An 18,764-nucleotide genomic window follows, 5' to 3' on the forward strand; every position below is an offset into this window, starting at 1 on the left:
CTGGGCCGCGTCTGCTCGGTGACCGTCCCCCGCGGGGCCGGCGTCTGGGGTGGTGCCTGCGCCGTGCCACCCGCGGGCACGGCGCACGATCAGCTGACGAGGGGCCATATCCGTTCGGCTGCCGGGTGGCCGGAGTGCTCCGCCAGGCGTTCCCCGTGCCGGGCGATGCGGCGGACGACGCCCCGGCGGACCTGGATGCGGTACGCCCGCAGGGCCTCGTGCTTGGCCAGGGCGGCCGTGGCGTCCATCGGGCACAGCTCCGGGCGCAGCGCGCCGAGGCCGAGCGAGGTCAGCCGGGCGGCGAGCCCCCGGGCCACTTCCTCGGCGGAGCCGAAGACCGAGTACGGCTGGTCCTCGTAGAAGACGACCCGGGCGCCGGTGAGACCGCCCCGGGCCAGCAGCGCGATCACCGCCTCCCGGCAGGCCAGATGGTCGACGTGGCCGCCGACGCCGAGCGGTGCGCAGATCTCTGCGGCCCCGTCCAGCAGTCCGGCGAGCCGGGTCGTCAGGTCGGCGAACAGCCCGGGTTCCTCGTCCGGGAAGGCGTCGGACAGGGCCGTCCCGGCGAAGAACCGCTCCGCGCGCGGTGCCCGGTCCGCCGCGTCGACGAAGCCGAGGAGTTCGACCTCCGTGCCGAGGACGCGGGCGGCGACCGCCTCCTCCGCCAGCAGCAGACGGGATGTCAGGGCGGGCCGCCCGGCGTAGTACGGGTCCTTGGTCCAGGTCTCCACGCTGAAGACGTCGAGCACCCGGCCGCCGCGGCGGGCCAGCAGGCCGCCGAGGGCCAGTGCCGCGTCGTCGGGGTGCGGGGACACCACGACGGGGGCGTCCGCCGCGGCGCGGTCCGGGTGTCCGCCGGGCGCCATGACCACCAGTCCGTCCCGCTGCCAGGTGCCGAGGAGGCTCCGCTCCGCGGCGGTGAAGCCGTCGAGCGGCCGGCTGCCGTCGCACCGGGCCAGCAGCCGGGCGGCCGAGCCGGGCGGGTGGCCGGGCTCCTCGACCGCCTCTCCCCGGCACAGGATCCGGCTCCCGGCCACCTCCGCATGGGGCAGAGCGAGGGGGCACCACGCGCCGGGAACCTCCGTCATGTGGCCTCCTGGCCCGAGTCCGGGATCCGGGCGTACCGGGGCCCCGGATTCCGCCCGTGAAACGGCGCGCGTCACCGGCTCCCGGCCGCGCTCCGACGAACGGTTCGATTCTCCACAGGCCCGGAGCGGAATAAACCCTTAATCAACAGGTGGCTGAAATTGGGCCGGACGGTCCGGACTCCGGCCCAATGGCCTTCCGCCGCTTCCCGGCTGGTTCCGGCCAATCTCCCTCTTCCCCGTCTTCAAGATCTCCGCACGCGCCGCTCTCCGGAAGCGGTCAAGATTCTTTTTGACGATTTCCCACATCAGACTCCCGGCGGCCGGGTGGCGGGGGAGGCCGACGACTGCCCCCGCCCCCGGGCCCGCTGGGCCATTCGGCGGCACGAACGCGGCGGGAACCGGACACCCCGCCCCCACGCCGCACGAGGTCCCATTGCGTGGATCCTCTTCTGTTGTAGCCTCGGGCTCTGAAAGTCCCTGGCCACGGTGGATGCGGATGAGGATCGGGGGAACGCGGTTGTGAAGTCTCGTGTCTTACTTGTCCAGCAAGGTGTGTGGGGTAATTCCGCCGCCTCGATGCCCCTGGCCGTCGGATATCTCAAGGCATGCGCCGACCGGGACGAGCGCATTCGCCGCCGCATGGACGTCACCATTCGGAACTATCCGGGTGACGCGGGGATCAATGCCATGGGCCGGGATCTCATCCGCGACGGCTGCCCCGACATTCTCTGCTTCTCCGTACTGGGCTGGAACTACCGCACGTTCGGCGTGCTCGCGGAGACCTTCAAGCAGATGAATCCCGACGGGTGGGTCGTCTTCGGCGGCAACCACGTCGCCCATCAGGCGGAGCGCGTCTTCCGGATGTACCCGCAGGTGGACGTGGTGGTGAACGGCGAAGGCGAACTGGTGTTCCCGGAGCTGCTGAACGGCTATCTGGACGGCGCCACCCGGACCGCGCTGCACGGCATCCGGGGTGTCTCCTTCCGCGGGTCCGACGGCGAAGTCGTCACCACCGAGGAGCGGGAACGCATCACGGACCTGGAGTCCCTCCCCTCCCCCATTCTCAGCGGAGCGGTTCCGCTGGTCGACCGGACGGGCCGGTTCCTCTACGACTACGCGCTCATGGAGACCAACCGTGGCTGCCCCTACAAATGCGCCTTCTGTTACTGGGGCGGTGCCACCGGGCAGAAGATGCGGGCCTTTTCACGGGAGCGGCTGCGCGAGGAACTCGAACTCCTCGGCCGGCACGGCGCGGAAACCCTGATGCTCTGCGACTCCAACTTCGGCCTGCTGCGCGAGGACGAGGAATTCCTGGACGACCTGCTGCGGGTGCGCAGCAAGTATGGATTCCCCAAGCGGCTCGAGACCTCCTGGGCCAAGAACAAGTCGGCCGGCTTCTACCGCATCATGGACAAGATGAAGCAGTCCGGGATGCACAGCGCCTTCATCCTGGCCCTGCAGACCATGGACGACTCGGTCCTGGATCTGATGCGGCGGCGCAATATGAAGCTGAACGAGTGGGAGGATCTCGTCGGCTGGCTGACCGACCACGGCATCACCCCGTATCTGGAACTGATCTGGGGTGCCCCGGGGGAAACGGTCGAGTCGTTCCTCGACGGCTACGACCGGGCCTCGCGGCATACGCCGTTCATCGCGGTGCATCCGCTGATGATTCTGCCGAACACCGACTACCACGACAAGCGTGAGCAGCACGGTCTGGTCACGGTGCGCGGCGAGAACGACGACTTCGACTACGTCCTGACGCACAACACCATGACGCTCCAGGACAACGAGCGCATGCTCCGGTTCATCTGCTGGAACCGCGTGCTGGCCCGCAGTCTGTGGCTGCACAACATCTGGGTCGCGCTGCGCGAGCTCGCCGGGGTGCCGCAGTCCGCGGTGATCCTGAAGTTCTCCGAGTGGGTGGAGACCTGCGAGGACCCGGATGCCCGGGAGCTCACGGCCGTGGCACAGCCGGCCGGATCGGCGAGCGAGAACGTGGACCCCAACGTCTGGCGTCTGCTCACCAAGCGGCTGCTGCAGCGCTGGTGGGACGAGGCCATGCGGCCCGACCTGCCGAAGGATCTGCTGCCGCTGCTCGACGAGGTCTTCCTCTACGACCTCATGTGCCAGCCGGTGCGGCTGCTCCCCGACGGCTCCGGTCCCGAGGAGGACCTCCCGGTGACCGAGAAGTACGGGGACCGCTGGTATCTGCGCAGTGACGTCACCTTCAAGTACCCCGTGCCCGAGCTGATCTCGGCGCTGCGCCGGGGCGAGACGGTCCGCACCGACCCCGAGGCCCTGGTGACCTCCTTCTACTACCGGACCGAGTTCGGTGGCGATCTGCAGCACTACTTCCGCATGGACTCCTACCGCGGGCGGACCGAGCAGCAGCTCGCCACACAGTTCGCGTCGGTGTCCGAGTGAACCGACCCGTCGTGCCGGGGCGATGACCCGCTCCGGGCGCCGAGGTCCGTCAGGCAGCGACCCTTCACAGGAGGAACGGCATGGACCGCGCTGGACTCATTCGAGAGCTGCATGAGATAGCGGCAGGGATGACCAAGGCCGAGGACCACCGGCAGCAGCCGGAGGGCACCGGGCCCGCCGCCGACACGAGCCTGGTCGACCAGTACGGATTCAGCTCGCTGGACGCCCTGGAGTACCTCCTCATCCTGGAGGAGAAGTACGACGTGGTCTTCGAGGACGAGGACCTGACGGAGGAGACCCTCTTCTCCATCGAGGGGCTGGCCACCTACATCCTCGATCAGAAGGTGGGCCGGAGCCCGTCGGTCTCGTGACCCGCGGCACGGACGGGCCCTCCGCAGCGGAGGGCGGCGGGGCGCCATGAGTCCCCGCACTCCCCATTCGACCGTGGAGGAAGCCCGGGTGGACCGCACCGTGAACGCCCCGCCCGTGCCGATCGGCGTCGTCATACCGACGCGCGGCCGGACCACGCGGCTGCTGCTGACCCTGACGGCGCTGCTCCACCAGACGCTGCCCCGCGACCGGTTCGAGGTCGTCCTGGTCAACGACGCGCCCGGCCGGGAAGCCGTGGCGCAGGTCCTCGAAGCCCTGCCGGCGGGTCTCCCGCTCCGGGTCGCCGACACCGGCGGACGGGGCGTCGCCCACGCGCGCAACGCCGGTGCCCGGCTGGCCCGCTCCGAGATCCTCCTCTTCCTCGACGACGACACCGTGGCCACCCCGCGGCTCCTCGAGGCGCACCTCGCGGCGCACGCCGGGGCACGTGAGCTGATGGTGCACGGCCGGGTCACCGATCTGTCGGCGTTCGCGCTGACCCCGGACACCCTGCGGCTGGAGGCGGCGCTGACCGGTGCCCGCGGACGCAGCCTCCGGCCCGTGGACGTCGCGGATCCGGAGCGGGTGGCCCGCTCGTTCGGGCCGCGGTGCTCGTTCATCGAGAGCACCGCCCGGAAGGTGACCGGGAATCCGGCCCACCGGCATCTGGGCTGGCTGTCCTGCATCGGCACCAACACCAGCCTGGGGCGCGGGGTGTTCGTCCGGGCCGGGCGGTTCGACGAGCGCTACGGCACGTTGTGGGGCGGCGAGGACCTGGAGCTCGGCCTCCGGCTCGCCGCGGACGGTGTGGACTTCCGCCTGATCCCGGCCGGCGCGTACCACCTGCCGGTGGCCCGCCGCGATGTCGCCACCGCGCTGCCGCACTTCTGGCGGCTGGTGGCGCAGCAGCACGGCGATCCCGGGCTCACCGCCGTGGGCGCGTACCTGCTCGGCCGCCTGGGTCTGGAGGAGCTGGCCGGGCGGCTCGCTCCGCTCGGGGAGGCGGCACGGTGACCGCTCCCGGTCCGGACACGGTCGTCCTGGGCGCCACCCGCGCGGCCCCGCCGGACGGCGGCCCGGCGCGTGCGGGCCGCACCGCTCCGGCCGGCGAGGAGTCGCTGACCGAGGTGGTCGTGCAGGTTCTCGCCCGGGCCCTGGACGGGCTGCCGGCACCGCTGCGCCGCGGGACACCCGTGCTCCTGGCCGCCACCGACCACTGCGTGGCGACGACCTCCGGCTATGTGGCGCGCTGCGTCGAGGCCGAGGCGGGCGGCCGCCGGCTGCGGCCCTCGGAGTCGATGGCACCGGAACCGGCGCAACTGCTCCAGGAGTTCGCGGAGCGGTCGGACTGGGACGGCGCGGGCCATGTGCTGATCAGCCCCCGGGGCGCGGCGGAGCAGGCGCTGCGCTGGGCCCGCGGCGCGGTCGCGGCGGGGCTGCACGAGGCGATGGTGGTGTGCGAGCTCGCGCGGGATCCGGAGAGCGGCGGCTATCTGGTGACGGCCACCCTGGTGGCGGCCCCGGCCGGGGCACCGTCGCCCGGCGACGCGGTGGGGTCGGGAGTCGTGCTGTCCGGGCTCGGGCTGGTGACCGCGTTCGGTGACGGAGTGGACGCGTTCTGGCGGGAGTTGGTGGCCGGGCGGCGGGCGCTCTCCGAGCTCACCCGGTTCGACGCCGCACGGTTCCGGAGCCGGACGGTGTGCCAGGCCGCGGCGGAGGCCGGGCCGGGGCTCCCGGTGCGGCGGGTCCTGCTGGACCGGGCCCGTACGGAGGCCCTGGCCGGGGCCGGACTGACCCGGCTGCCGGAGCGGACGCTGCTGGTGGGCGCCGGGGTCGTGCCGCACCTGCCGGCGGTGGACGGCGCCCCGCAGATCCGGGAGATATCCCTGGAGGAGGAGTGGGACGGCGAGGGCTTCGGGGTCTCCCCCGGGAACGCCGCCCTGCTGGCCCACGCCTGTGCGTCCGGCGCGTTCGGGCTGGCCATGGCCCGGGAGTGGCTGCTGTCCGGGCTCGCCGACATGGCGGTAGTGACGGGCGTCTCCGCGCTCAATGTCTACGACTACGCCTGTCTGGACGTGCTGCGGGCGACGAGCATCCGCACCGCCCGCCCGTTCGACCGGGACCGCAGCGGTGTCACGATCGGTGAGGGCGCCGGTGCGGTCGTGCTGGAGACCGCGGAGCACGCGGCGGCCCGGGGGCACCGCCCGGCGGCGGCGCTCGGCGGAATCGCCTGCCGGGTGGGCGGCCGCGGCACCAGCGCCCTGAACGCGGAGATCGCCGCGGACTGCATGCGGGCGGCCCTGGACATGGCGGGGACGGACCGGGTCGACCATGTGCACGGCCACGCGCCCGGCACCCGCCAGGGCGACGAGGCCGAGCTGCTGGCGCTGGACACGGTCGGCGCCGAACGCGGGTGGCGCGGCGTGCCGGTGAGTTCGTACAAGGGCGCGGCCGGGCACCTGCTGCACGCCTCGGTGTTTCCCGCTCTGGCGGCCGCCGTGCAGGCACTCCGGTCCGGCGTGGTGCCCGGGACGCCGGGGCTGCGGTCGGCTCCGGACACCCGGCACGTCCGCGTCCCGGCCGGCCCGGAACCCTGCGACGGCATCCGTTCCGTGCTGGTGGACAACTTCGGCTTCGGCGGCAACAACGCGGCGCTCCTCCTGACGTCCTCAGCCACGAACCACCCGAAGGGAGAGGAGCCGGCATGGCAGACGCGGTCCTGCTGACACCGCGGGAGATCCTCACCGGATTTGCCAGCATCAACAACCAGAACGTGCTGATCAACGACGAGGAGTACCTGAAGCTCGACCCCGCCATGCGGCTGTTCTACGAGAAGGTGCGGGAGAACCTCGGGCTCGCGTGCATCGCGGGGCACCTGCGGGGCTGCGGATACTCCGTCAAAGCCCTCAACCTCCACGGACGCAACCCCAGCGACGAAGCCATCACCGACCTCATCCGCCGCGAACGCCCCAGCTTCGTCGGCATCAGCATCATGTACGACCTCCACATCGTCGACGCCGTACGCCTCCTGCGCTGCGTCCGCGCCGCCGACCCCACCGTCTTCGTCGCCATCGGCGGAGCCTTCTGCACCTACAACGCCAAACTCATCGCCGAACGCATACCCGAAGCCGACTGCGTCGCCTTCGGCGAAGGCGAACTCACCGTCGAAGGCCTCATGAACGCCCTCGCCGCCGACCGCGACTGGCGCACCGTCCCCGGCCTCTACTACTGGCAGGGAGACCGCGTCCGCAGCAGCGGACCCCCCAAACTCCCCGACCTGACCTCGGAACCCTGGCCCGCCCGCGATGTGCTGCTGCGGCACCGGGAGGCCGGGATCCGGACGCCCGTCGCGTCGACGTACACCAGCCGGGGCTGCCATGCGAAGTGCACCTTCTGCTATGTGCCGCGGGCTCCGGGCGTGGTGGGCAATGCGTGGCGGGTGCGGTCGCCCGTCGATGTGGTGGACGAGATCGAGTGTCTGCAGCGGGACTTCGGGACGCGGTTCGTCTGGTTCAACGACGACAATTTCGGCGGCGCGTTCGAGGACGGCTACTACCATGCCACGGCATTCGCCGAGGAGTTGATCCGGCGCGATCTGCGGATCTCGTTCCACTGCGAGTTCCGGGTGGACACCGGACTCATCGACCGGGAGGCGCTGCGCACCCTGCGCCGGGCCGGCATGGCATCGGCGCTGCTCGGCATGGAGACCGGGTCGCCCGGTATGGCCAAACGGTTCCGCAAGGGCACCACGGTCGACTACAACGTCGACGCCGCCCGGATGTTCAAACAGGAACGCATCGAGCTGGAACCCGGCTGGATCATGATCGAGCCCGGCACCACCATCGACGAGCTCTGGCAGAACCTGGAATTCATCGTGGCGGCCGACATCGCCGTGAGCGAGAACCCGTTCTCCTTCATCAGCCGGGCCATCGCGCTGCGCGGCACCGAGATGTACGACAAGGTCGTCGACCCGCTGCCGCCGGAGATCCCCGGTCTGCACGGGGGGCCGGCCTGGGAGGTGCTGCGGGAGGCGCGCCGCGAGTACCGGGTCGCGGACGGGCGGGTCGAGGACCTGTGGCGGGCCTGGAGCCTGGTGAGCGGTGAGGTGAGCGACCGCAAGGAGGGGCTCCCGTTCGTCGCCCAGATCATCGCCGATGCCACGCGGCTGCGCCGTGCCCGGGGCGGCCAGGGGCTGCGGCCACTCCTGAGCCGGCTGCGCACCTGGGTGGAGAACCTGCCGCACCTGCTGATCGCCTTCCTCAACGTGGGTCTGCTGCTCGCCGACGAGAATCCGCCGGACCTGGGGCGGCGCCTGGAGGCCGAGCTGCGCGCGCTGGTCGACGCCTACGACCGCGAGCACCTGGGCCACACGTATCCGGAATTCGTCGAGGAGACCAAGCGGACCTGCGGCGAACAGGTCCTGACGGGCTGACCCAGCGGTGTCCGGACGTCGTCCGGGGCGCCCTTCGGAGAGGAAAGGAGACCGGTCATGTCGGACGTGGTCCTGTTGACGCCGCGGGAGATCTCCACCGGTGCCGCAAGCCTGAACAACCAGAACGTGCTGATCAACGACGAGGAGTACCTGAAGCTCGACCCCGCCATGCGGCTGTTCTACAAGCGGGTGCGGGAGAACCTCGGCGTCGCGTGCATCGCGGGGCACCTGCGGGGGTGCGGATACTCCGTCAAAGCCCTCAACCTCCACGGACGCAACCCCAGCGACGAAGCCATCACCGACCTCATCCGCCGCGAACGCCCCAACTTCGTCGGCATCAGCATCATGTACGACCTCCACATCGTCGACGCCGTACGCCTCCTGCGCTGCGTCCGCGCCGCCGACCCCACCGTCTTCGTCGCCATCGGCGGAGCCTTCTGCACCTACAACGCCAAACTCATCGCCGAACGCATACCCGAAGCCGACTGCGTCGCCTTCGGCGAAGGCGAACTCACCGTCGAAGGCCTCATGAACGCCCTCGCCGCCGACCGCGACTGGCGCACCGTCCCCGGCCTCTACTACTGGCAGGGAGACCGCGTCCGCAGCAGCGGACCCCCCAAACTCCCCGACCTCGCCAACGAGCCGTGGCCCGCGCGCGACCTCCTGCTCCATCACCGCAGGACGGGGATTCCCACTCCGCGGGCGTCGACCTACACCAGCCGCGGCTGCCACGCGAAGTGCACCTTCTGCTACGCGCCCCGGCAGCCCGGAGTCGAGGGCGGGCCCTGGCGGGTGCGCCCGGTCGGGGACGCCGTCGACGAGATCGAGTTCCTGCAGCGGGACTTCGGCACCCGCTTCGTCTGGTTCAACGACGACAACTTCGGCGGCGCGTTCCAGGACGGCTACCACCACGCGGTGGGGTTCGCCGAGGAGATCCTCCGGCGCAAACTGAAGGTCTCCTTCCACTGCGAGTTCCGGGTGGACACCGGACTCATCGACCGGGAGGCGCTGCGCACCCTGCGCCGCGCCGGCATGGAACTCGCCCTGCTCGGCATGGAGACCGGCGCGCCCGGCATGATGCGGCGGTTCCGCAAGGGCACCACCGTCGACTACAACTTCGACGCCGCCCGGATGTTCAAACAGGAACGCATCGAGCTGGAACCCGGCTGGATCATGATCGAGCCCGGCACCACCATCGACGAACTCTGGCAGAACCTGGAATTCATCGTGACCGCCCGGGTGCACGAGAGCGAGAACCCGTTCTTCCTCATCAACCGGGCCATCGCGCTGCGCGGCACCGAGATCTACGACAAGGTGACGAGCTTCGGCGAACCCGACATCCCCGGGGTCGACGGCCCCGCCTGGGAGGTGCTGCGCGAGGCGCGCCGGGAGTACCAGGTCCAGGACGGGCGCGTCGAGGACCTGTGGACGGCATGGAGCGCGGTCAGCGCGGACATCAGCGACCGCAAGGAGAACGAGGTTCCCTTCCTGGCGCAGAGCATCGCGGACGCGGTGCGGGCGCGCCGCGGCACCGGCGCGGAGTCGCTGCGGCCGCTGCTGGGCCGGCTGCGCAGCTGGGACCAGGGGCTCGCCCAGTTGCTCGTCGCGTTCCTCAACGTCGGGCTGATGCTGGCCGACGAGAATCCCCCCGGCCTGCCGCAGCGGCTGGAGGCCGAACTGCGGGACCTCGTGGACGCCTACGACCGGCGCCATCTGGGCCACGCCTTCCCCGACTTCGCCGTCGAGGCCGCGCGGGCCTGCGGTGAACACGCACTCGCGCAGGTGAGGAGCTGACCGATGTCCGATGCACGGAGATCCCGCTTCGCCGGTGTGGGCTGCGGCAGAGTGTTCCAGCGCTACCACCTGCCCTGCGCCGACGCCCGGGACGACATCGAACCGGTCGGCGCCGTCGACCTGGACGCCGGGCGGGCGGAGGCGCTGTTCGCGGACCGGCCCGGGGTGTGGACCGGTTCCTCGGTCGACCGGCTGCTGAAGGAGACCGCCCCGGACGTGATCAGCGTCTGCACCCCGAACGACGCCCATGCCGAGGCGGTGCTCGCGGCGCTGGACGCCGGGGTCGCGGTGCTGTGCGAGAAGCCGCTCGCCGCGGGGATCGACGCGGCGCGGGCCATCGCGGCGCACCCCGACGCCGACCGGCTCCTCAGCGTCAACCTGCCGTACCGGTTCCACGAGCTGCTGAAGCCGTTCACCGAGGTGGCCCGGGACGGCACCCAGGAGATCGAGCTGACCTTCGTCACCCCGGGCGACCGGGTGTGGCGCGCCTGCACCCCCTGGTACGGCGACGCGCGGCGGGCCGGGGGCGGGGCGCTGCTGGACCTCGGGCTGCACGCCCTGGACATCCTGGTCACCGTCTTCGGCCGGCCGGACGTGCACAGCTGCGAGGTCGACTCGGCGGAGGTGGAGGAGCGGGCCAGGGTCGGGCTGTCGTTCCAGGGCGTTCCGGCGACCCTGCGGATCGACCGGGCCGGACGGCGGCTGGCGATGGCGGTGACCGTGCGCACCAGCTCCGGCACCCATGTGCTGGATCTGCGGCGGGGGGAACTGCGCCTGGCCGACGGCACGGTGGTCGAGGCCGGGGGGCGGCCGGAGCTGGCCGCGATCTCCGGTTGGTTCGATGTGGTGACGGGCACCGCCCCGTCCGCGATCGCGACCGCCCAGGAGGCCCTGGGGCTGCAACTGCTGGTGCAGGCCGCCTACGAACGGGCGCGTCCGGTGTCCGCCGCCGCACTGCTGGGGTGACGCCGCATCCGGCCGCCCGGCGCGGTGGCGGCCGGACACGGCGCCGCCCCGGGGGCGGGTGTCGGACCAGGTTTCCACCGGGGTGTCAGCCGGGTGTCGGGCAAGGTTTCAGCGGAGGAAGGCCGTCACCGCGGCACCGAACCGCTCCGGTTCCGTCCGGTGCACATAGTGGCCCGCGTCGATGGCGAGGAAGCTCCCCCGCGGAACGGTGGCGGCCACCTCGGCCAGCAGCGACCGGGACACCGGACTGCCCGGTCCGCCACTGACGACCAGGGTCTCGGCGGACACCAGCGGCAGCTTCCGCCACCAGGCCGGGTCGGGGCTGCGCAGTCCGTCGATGACCGGCCGGATCGCGCCGCGGTCCATGCCCCGGGAGCGCCGCAGATCGAGGAACTCCTGGAAGAGCGCCATCACCGGCCGCCCGCCGGCGTGCGCGGTGCGGGCCCGCAGCGCGGCCTCGCCCGCGGCGTCACGGGGCGGCGGCGGGGCGTCCTCGATGACCAGGCGGCGGACCCGTCCGGGCCGGTGCTGGGCGATGAGCCAGGCGATGTGACCGCCCATGGAATGCCCCACCAGGTCGACCGTGCCGACGCCCTGCCGGTCCAGCAGCGCCGTCACGTCCTCCCGCATCAGTGCGTAGGTGTAGTGGCCGGGGCGCGGACTGCGCCCGTGGCCCCGGAGGTCCGGCACGATGACGCGGCGCCCCCGGTCGGCCAGCACGGTGGCGAGGGCGTCCCAGGTGCGCCCGGTGTTCCCCAGCGCGTGCAGCAGGACGACCGGGGCGCCGGACGGGTCGCCGATGTCCCGGAAGCTCAGGGGCACCGCACCGGCGGAAGCAGTATCCGGATAAACCGTCTCATCATACGGCATACCATGATGCTACTCGGGGACGACCGGCCTGTCCGCTGAACGTCCGTACGGGGCCGGGGCGTTGTGCCCGCCCCCGCCCGCCGCGTCTTCCGGGCGCGGCACCCGGAAGACGCGGCGGGCACGAGGGGGTGCGCCCATGCCGCCCGGCGGCTGCCGTGGCGGCACGGGCCGCCGTCACGGGCGTGCGCTGTCGACGAGGTAGTCCACCACCGCCGCCACGGTCTGCCGGTGCCAGATGAGATTGGCCGGCAGCTTGCGGCCGAGCCGCGCCTCCAGCCGCCGGCGGATGACGATCGCCAGGACGGAGTCCATGCCCGACTTCAGCAAGGAGCGGTCCGGTTCGAGCTCCGCCGGGTCGAGCCGCAGCTCCTGGGCGACCTGGGTGACGGTCTCCTCGTGCAGCCGGGCCCGGAGTTCGTCGGGCGGCAGCTCCCAGATGCCGCCCGCGCACTCGGAGCCGGCCGGGCCCGGCCCCTCGGCGGTGTCCGTCGCGAGATCGGCCAGCAGGCGCGGGCGGGTCGCTCCCGCGGGGAGCGGCACCGTCCGCAGCACGGCCAGGTGCGGCTCGTCCAGCCCGGCGGCCCGCTCCCAGGCCCCGAACGCCTCGGCCTCGGCGATGTCCCCCACCCCGGAGGCGCGCAGCTCGGCGTCCACGGCCTCGTTGACCGCCATGCCCATGCCCCGCCAGGACGTCCAGCCGAGACTCATGGTGCCGGAGGCGCCCCGGGCACGGTCGTGCACGGCCATGGCGTCCAGGAAGGCGTTGGCCGAGGCGTAGGCGGCCTGGCCGGTGAGGCCGAGCAGTTGGCCGCAGGAGGAGAAGTGCACCAGGAAGTCGAGACTGCCCGGAGGGAAGAGCCGGGCGAGGGTGAGCGCGCCCCCGGCCTTCGGGCGGAGCACCGCCCGCAGCGAGTCCTGGTCGAGCCGGCCGAGCAGCCGGTCGTCCAGCACCCCGGCGGCGTGCACGACGCCGCGGACCGGCGGCATGTCCAGCGCGTCGGGATGGAGTGCGGCGGCGACCGCGCCGGTGTCGGCGATGTCGGCGGAGAGCACGCGGACCGTCGCGCCGAGGGCTTCCAGACCGCGGACGGTCTCGATCCGGCGGGCCTCGTCCGCGTCCCGCGGGTGCGACCAGGCCGTGCGGGGCGGCAGCGTGCCGCGTCCGAGGAGCACCAGCCGGCGGGCCCCGCGGTCCACCAGCCGGCGGCCGATCGCGCCGCCGAGGCTGCCGAGTCCGCCGGTGATCAGATAACTGCCGTCCGGCCGGCACCGGAACGGGGCGGTCGGCCCGGTCGGTGCGGCGGCACGGACCAGCCGGGCGGCCAGCGGCGTGCCGTCCCGGAGGGCGATGACGTCCTCGTCCGGGCGCCGGGCGATCACCTCCAGCGCGGCACGCAGGTCGGCGTCGGCACCGTCGGGACCGAGGTCGAGGGTGCCGCCCCAGATCTCGGGGTGCTCGCCGGCGATCACCCGCCCGAGCCCCCAACGGGCGGCCTGCGCCACCGCGGTGAGGTCGCGGGCCTCGCGGACTCCGGTGGTGAGCGACCAGAGCCGGCCCGCGCCCGGGGGCCACGCGGCCATCCGCTGGGCGGTCCGGGCGAGCAGCCAGGCGTTCCGGGCCGCGAGCCCGTCGGCCCCGCCATCGGGCTCGGTGCCGGTGCCCGCCCGGCCGGCGGTCTGCGCCCCTCCGGTGTCCTCGGCCGGGAGGACCAGCACCTCCACCGGGCCGTCCGGAGCCTGCGGTGCGTCGAGGCCCTCCGGGCCGACCACCGGCAGGCACCGGTGTCCCGCCGCGGCGGCGACCGACCGGAGACGCTCGCGCAGCGGGCCGTCCGGGCCGGTCAGCAGCAGGGTGAGCGGGGCACGGGCGGCGTCCGTCCCGCCACCGGGCAGCGGGCGCCACTCGGTGCGGTGCAGCAGTTCGTCCGGCGTGGCGGCCGCCCGGAGTCCGGTTCCGGACCCGGCGTACCGCACACCCTCCAGCACCGCGACGGTCCGTCCGTCCTCGTCCGCGATCCGCACGTCCGCACCGGCGTCGGCGGCGGTGACCGAGCCGGTGACCGTGACGTCGATCCGGGCCCGGACGGGCGGACGACCGGCGGTCCATGTCCGGGCGACCGCGGAGACCACCCGGAGGACCGCGGGCCCGGAGAAGGCGGCGGGGACGATGGACAGCGCGGCATCGAACAGCGGTGCCCAGGCGGGGGGTTCGGTGCCGGAGCCGTCCGGTGCGGTGACCTCGGCGCGCAGGCCCCCGGCGGTCCGTTCCAGCCGGTGCACCTGCCAGGGGAAGGCCATGCCGGGCACGCCGACCGAGGCGAGGTGACGGGTGATCAGGTCGGGTGATAGCGCGGTGCCGGGGCCGGCGTCGGCCGACGGGACGGGCGGCGACCCGGCGGGGCCGGTCCGCCGGGCGGTGGCATGGGTCAGCCACGGCCGGGTCTCGTCGCCCGGCTCCGGTCCGGCCGCCCGGGAGTGCAGCCGCAGAGTGCCGTCCTGGGCGATGACATCGATCTCCCGGGCCTCCTCCAGCGTCAGGGGGACGGCGAAGGCGACGTCGCGCAGCGCCTGTTCGCCGTCCCGGTCCGGGCCGGCCCGCAGGAACGTCTCCAGCACCACGGAGGCCGGGACGATCTCGACGCCCTGGATGGTGTGGCTGCCCGGATAGGGCCGGGACTCCCGGTCGGCCCGGCCGCTCCACAGGTCCAGCGGGGTGGACCCGGCCAGGGTGACACGGGAGCCGAGCAGCGTCCGGCCGGACACCTCGGGCCGGACCCTTCCGGTGTCCCGGGCGACAGGCTCCCGCCAGTACCGCTGCCGGTGCCACGTCCGGTTCGGGAGCGGCGCGGGCGGGCCGCCGGGGTGCAGCGACGGCCAGTCGAGGGGGACGCCGTGGCAGTGCAGGAGGCCTGCGTTCAGCAGGAGTTGTTCCCGTTCGGGCCGGTCGCGGCGGAGCGATCCGGCGACACAGCTCTCGCCCGCGCCGGCCGCCTCCAGCGTCTCCTGGAGGGAATGGCCGGTGACGGGGTGGGCGGAGACTTCGAGGAAGACGCGGAAGCCGTCCTCGGCCGCCGCCTGCACCGCGTGGCGGAACCGCACCGGATTGCGGAGGTTGGCCGCCCAGTAGGCGCCGTCGCGCGCCGATCCGTCCCGCGGGTCGTCCAGCGCCGTGCTGTACACCGGGACGCGGGGCGCGCTCACGGTGAACTGCGCTGCCGCCGCGACGAGTTCGTCGAGCAACGGATCCATGTGCGGGCTGTGGAAGGCCACATCGGTGGCCACCCGGCGGACCACCAGCTCCTCGTCCCGCCCGAGTGCGGCGGCGACGGCCTCGATGTCGGCGGTGTCGCCGGCGACCACGGTGGAGTGCGGCGACGCCAGGATGGCCGGGACCAGTCCGGTGCCGCCCAGCCGGGCGGCCACCGCGTCGGCGGGCAGGCCGACCATCAGCATGCCGCCGGCGCCGGCCACCCGGCGCAGCAGTGCGCTGCGCCGGCAGACCAGCCGGGCGCCGTCCTCCTCGCTCAGCATGCCGGCCACGACCGCGGCGGCGATCTCCCCCACGGAGTGGCCGATCACCGCGGCCGGCCGGACGCCCAGCGACTGCCACACGGCGGCCAGACCCAGCTGGACCGCGAAGAGCATCGGCTGCACGAGATCGACCCGGGCGATGTCGCCGGCCTCGATCAACTGCCGTGCGGTGACACCGAGTTCCTCGGCGAAGGCGGGGCCGATCCGGTCGACGGCAGCGGCGAACCCGGGGGCGCCGGCGAGGAGGTCCCGGCCCATGCCGCTCCACTGCGCGCCGTGCCCGGAGAACACCCAGACGGGGCCGGGCCCGGGCTCGGCCGGCACCCCGCCGGTGACGGTGCCCGGGCAGGAGTCGCCCTCGGCGAGGCCGCGGAGCCGGGCGGTGAGCTCCTTGTGGCCGGTGGCCACCACCGCCGACCGCCATTCGAGGTGGCTGCGGCGCGAGCCGAGGGTGTGTCCGACGGCACCGAGCGGCACCTGGGCTCCCGGGCCGCTCAGCCAGTCGGCGAGCCGGCCCGCGTCCGCACGGCCGGCGGCGCCGGAGCGGGCGGAGAGCGGGAAGAGGCGCGGGACGGCGTCCGCCGGTCCGGGCGCCGGCTCCTCCCGCACCGCGGGCGCCTCTTCCAGCACCACATGGGCGATGGTGCCCCCGTAGCCGAAGCTGGAGACGCCGGCCCGTCGGGGGCGGTCCCCGGGCGGCCAGGGCGTACGGTCCGCGGTGAGCCGGAGGCCCGAATCCGCCCAGGGAATGGCCGGGTTGGGGCCGCTGAAGCGCAGGGTCGGCGGGATCTCCGCACGGCGGAGCGCCAGCACCGTCTTGATCATCCCGGCCATGCCGGAACCGGCTTCGAGGTGGCCGATGTTGGACTTCACCGAGCCGATGAGGCACGGCCGGCCGGCCGGCCGGCCCGCTCCGAGGACGGCGGCGAGCGCCGAGGCCTCCAGCGGGTCCCCCGCCACGGTGCCCGTGCCGTGCGCCTCGACGTAGTCGACCGTCCGCGGGTCGATGCCGCAGGACGCGTAGGCCCGGCGCAGGAGTTCGGCCTGCGCGGTGCCGCTGGGAGCCATGATGCCCTCGGTGTGGCCGTCCTGGCTCACGGCGCTGCCCCGGATGACGGCCAGGACCGGGTCCCCCGCGCGCCGGGCGTCGGCCAGGCGCTTCAGCACCAGGACGCCCGCGCCCTCGCCGCGGCCGTAGCCGTCGGCCGCGGCGTCGAAGGACTTGCTGCGGCCGTCGGGAGAGGTCGCTCCGGCGCGGTCGAGCGTCACCGAGAGCCCCGGCGCGACCATCAGGTTCACCCCGGCGGCGAGGGCGAGGCCGCTCTCGCCGGAGCGCAGGCTCTGGCACGCGAGGTGCACACCGACCAGCGACGAGGAGCAGGCGGTGTCCACCGCGAGGCTGGGCCCGCGCAGGTCGAGGCTGTGGGAGATGCGGTTGGCGGTGGCGCAGAGCGCGGCGCCGATCCCGGTCCAGGGTTCGATCCCGGGCAGGTCCTCCAGCAGCCGGCGGCCGTAGTCGTCGGATCCGACCCCGACGAAGACCCCGCAGTCCGATCCGGCCAGGCCGAGCGGCGGGATCCCGGCGTGCTCGAAGGCCTCCCAGGCCAGCTCCAGGAGCAACCGCTGCTGCGGGTCCATGAGTTCGGCCTCGCGGCGGGAGATCCCGAAGAAGGCCGCGTCGAAGCCCTCGATGTCGTGGAGGAACCCCCCGCGGCTGGTGGTGCCGCGCACCACGGCCGCGGTGTCGTGACCGCCGGTGGTGTACGCCGCCCACCGGTCCGCGCCGTCCCGGGTCGCGTCGGTCCCCCGGGTCAGCAGCTCCCAGAAGGAGTCCGGGGAGTCGGCGCCGCCGGGGAAGCGGCAGCTCAGCCCGATGACGGCGAGGGGCTCGGGGGGTGCGCCGGGCGGCACCCGGTCCGCCGGACCGCCGGTCACCACGCCGCGCCCCGGTCCGTGCCGGTGCCGGTGCCGGTGCCGGTGCTGGTGCTGGTGCCCTGCGCGGCTGCGATGCCGGTGGCCGGGGTGGCCGTGCTCCCTGCGTCCGGGGCGGCCGTGCCGCCGGTGCCCGCGGTGGCTCCGGAGGTGCTGCCGGTGGCCGGGGCCGCGTCCGTCCGTGCCCCCTCCGCCGTGCCGAGCGCGGGCGGCGTCATCACCTCCACCACCGCGGCGGTGATCATGATGCCGGGGCCGGAGCTGAGCATCAGGAGATGGTCCCCGACGCTCAACAGACCGTCCTCCGCCAGGTGGTTGAGCTGCAGTCCGATGTCGCAGGCACCGGCGTGGCCCACCTCGCGGAAGTACGCCACGTCGCCCAGGGCCGCGTCGAGCCCCATGGGCTGCAGATGGCTCTCCAGGAAGGCCGTCGTCCCGGCGCCGAGGTGGAGGACGGCGGTGAGGTCGGACACCGCGATGCCGGCCTCGGCCGTCAGCTGCTCGACGAGCTTGCCGCCGGCCGCACCGTAGTCCTGGACGATCCGGGACGCCTGCGGGCCGAGTTCCTCGATCATCGCTTCGAGGTGCTCGTTCATGTCGAGTTGCTTGCCCACGGTGAGCGCGGGGGGAAAGAGCGGCTCGTGCCCCCGGTTCAGCACCTCGAACTCCGGGAGCGACACGGATTCCACGGAGCGGAGCCGGGCCCAGCCGGGGCGCTTGCTCAGCACGACGGCCGTTCCGGCGTCGGCGAGCACGGCGTCGCGGTGGGCGTGCCACCGGTCCACCGACGGGGCGCCGAAGTTGTCGGCGCTGGTCACCAGGGCACCGGTCCGCCCCGGCGCGGCCAGCAGATACTGCGTGGCCGTCTCGATCCCGGCGAGGAAGCCGTTGCACCCCTGGTCCACCGTGAGGGCCGGGATGGGGGTGTTGAGGGTGCCGCGCAGGATGTAGTGCGGCGCGGACCAGCCGTCCGGGCCCTGGTGGTACGCGCAGGTGTGGACCAGGAGGTCGATGTCCTCGCGGCCGAGACCGGAGCGCTCGAACGCCTGCCGCGCGGCGGCCACCGCCATGTCGGGGGCGGGCGTGCCGTCCGCCACGGCGATGCTCCGCCATCCGCAGGAGTCGACCAGCTCCTGTTCGTACCAGCCGCGCTCGACCGCCTCCCGGGTGCTCACCCGGGGCGGGATGTACGCCCCGGTGGCCGCCAGGTGGATGCCTTCGATTCTCACGTCGTTCTCCTCCGGGTGGGTCTGGCGCGTTCAGGCAGGCCGAACGGGACCGCCCGGGGAATGCCTTGAACACCGTGGTGCTGGGGGCCGGTGGGTGCCGCGGCCGTACGGGACGGCCGCCCGCGG

General features: G+C 73.4%; 11 protein-coding genes. 7 read left to right on the forward strand and 4 right to left on the reverse strand.

Going from position 1 to position 18,764, the window contains the following annotated elements; genetic code table 11:
- Window positions 1-89 precede the first annotated feature (89 nt).
- Complete coding sequence (locus tag ABT112_RS01730) at window positions 90-1,088, reverse strand: PIG-L deacetylase family protein (RefSeq protein WP_351504382.1); 999 nt, start codon at window positions 1,086-1,088, stop codon at window positions 90-92.
- Between the two features lie 519 nt (window positions 1,089-1,607).
- Here ABT112_RS01730 and ABT112_RS01735 point away from each other — a divergent pair.
- The 7 genes from ABT112_RS01735 (at window position 1,608) to ABT112_RS01765 (ending at window position 11,076) form a co-directional block, all read left to right on the forward strand.
- Window positions 1,608-3,515 carry a KedN5 family methylcobalamin-dependent radical SAM C-methyltransferase gene (locus tag ABT112_RS01735; protein WP_351504384.1) on the forward strand — a complete coding sequence of 636 codons (1,908 nt, stop codon included), beginning with the start codon at window positions 1,608-1,610 and terminating at the stop codon, window positions 3,513-3,515.
- A gap of 80 nt (window positions 3,516-3,595) precedes the next feature.
- Window positions 3,596-3,886, forward strand: coding sequence for an acyl carrier protein (locus tag ABT112_RS01740; RefSeq protein WP_351504386.1), 291 nt, complete (start codon window positions 3,596-3,598; stop codon window positions 3,884-3,886).
- A gap of 88 nt (window positions 3,887-3,974) precedes the next feature.
- Entirely contained in the window at window positions 3,975-4,898 is a 924-nt protein-coding gene (locus ABT112_RS01745) for a glycosyltransferase (protein ID WP_351504388.1), read from the forward strand.
- Window positions 4,895-6,610 carry a beta-ketoacyl synthase N-terminal-like domain-containing protein gene (locus ABT112_RS01750; RefSeq protein ID WP_351504390.1) on the forward strand — a complete coding sequence of 572 codons (1,716 nt, stop codon included), beginning with the start codon at window positions 4,895-4,897 and terminating at the stop codon, window positions 6,608-6,610. The genes ABT112_RS01745 and ABT112_RS01750 overlap by 4 nt, the downstream gene beginning before the upstream one ends.
- The gene (locus ABT112_RS01755) at window positions 6,589-8,316 is read left to right on the forward strand and encodes a B12-binding domain-containing radical SAM protein (RefSeq protein WP_351504392.1); all 1,728 of its coding nucleotides are present in this window, start codon (window positions 6,589-6,591) and stop codon (window positions 8,314-8,316) included. The genes ABT112_RS01750 and ABT112_RS01755 overlap by 22 nt, the downstream gene beginning before the upstream one ends.
- A 57-nt stretch (window positions 8,317-8,373) precedes the next feature.
- On the forward strand, window positions 8,374-10,110 hold the full coding sequence (locus ABT112_RS01760) for a B12-binding domain-containing radical SAM protein (RefSeq protein ID WP_351504393.1): 1,737 nt from the start codon (window positions 8,374-8,376) through the stop codon (window positions 10,108-10,110).
- 3 nt (window positions 10,111-10,113) lie between these two features.
- Window positions 10,114-11,076 carry a Gfo/Idh/MocA family protein gene (locus tag ABT112_RS01765; protein ID WP_351504395.1) on the forward strand — a complete coding sequence of 321 codons (963 nt, stop codon included), beginning with the start codon at window positions 10,114-10,116 and terminating at the stop codon, window positions 11,074-11,076.
- A gap of 108 nt (window positions 11,077-11,184) precedes the next feature.
- Here ABT112_RS01765 and ABT112_RS01770 read toward each other — a convergent pair whose 3' ends face one another.
- The 3 genes from ABT112_RS01770 to ABT112_RS01780 form a co-directional block, all read right to left on the reverse strand.
- Window positions 11,185-11,946, reverse strand: coding sequence for an alpha/beta fold hydrolase (locus tag ABT112_RS01770; protein ID WP_351504397.1), 762 nt, complete (start codon window positions 11,944-11,946; stop codon window positions 11,185-11,187).
- 174 nt (window positions 11,947-12,120) lie between these two features.
- Window positions 12,121-17,415: a type I polyketide synthase gene (locus ABT112_RS01775; protein WP_351504399.1), complete on the reverse strand. Its 5,295-nt coding sequence runs from the start codon at window positions 17,413-17,415 to the stop codon at window positions 12,121-12,123.
- On the reverse strand, window positions 17,409-18,638 hold the full coding sequence (locus ABT112_RS01780) for a ketoacyl-ACP synthase III family protein (RefSeq protein WP_351504401.1): 1,230 nt from the start codon (window positions 18,636-18,638) through the stop codon (window positions 17,409-17,411). The genes ABT112_RS01775 and ABT112_RS01780 overlap by 7 nt, the downstream gene beginning before the upstream one ends.
- Between the last annotated feature and the right edge of the window lie 126 nt (window positions 18,639-18,764).

The organism is Streptomyces sp. NPDC002055, assembly GCF_040296705.1.
Classification (GTDB): Bacteria; Actinomycetota; Actinomycetes; order Streptomycetales; family Streptomycetaceae; genus Streptomyces.

Bases quoted from the DNA above. Each gene is read 5' to 3' on its own strand.
- ABT112_RS01760 (WP_351504393.1), top strand. From the start codon at position 8,374: ATGTCGGACGTGGTCCTGTTGACGCCGCGGGAGATCTCCACCGGTGCC.
- ABT112_RS01770 (WP_351504397.1), bottom strand. From the start codon at position 11,946: ATGCCGTATGATGAGACGGTTTATCCGGATACTGCTTCCGCCGGTGCG.
- ABT112_RS01740 (WP_351504386.1), top strand. From the start codon at position 3,596: ATGGACCGCGCTGGACTCATTCGAGAGCTGCATGAGATAGCGGCAGGG.
- ABT112_RS01730 (WP_351504382.1), bottom strand. From the start codon at position 1,088: ATGACGGAGGTTCCCGGCGCGTGGTGCCCCCTCGCTCTGCCCCATGCG.
- ABT112_RS01755 (WP_351504392.1), top strand. From the start codon at position 6,589: ATGGCAGACGCGGTCCTGCTGACACCGCGGGAGATCCTCACCGGATTT.
- ABT112_RS01765 (WP_351504395.1), top strand. From the start codon at position 10,114: ATGTCCGATGCACGGAGATCCCGCTTCGCCGGTGTGGGCTGCGGCAGA.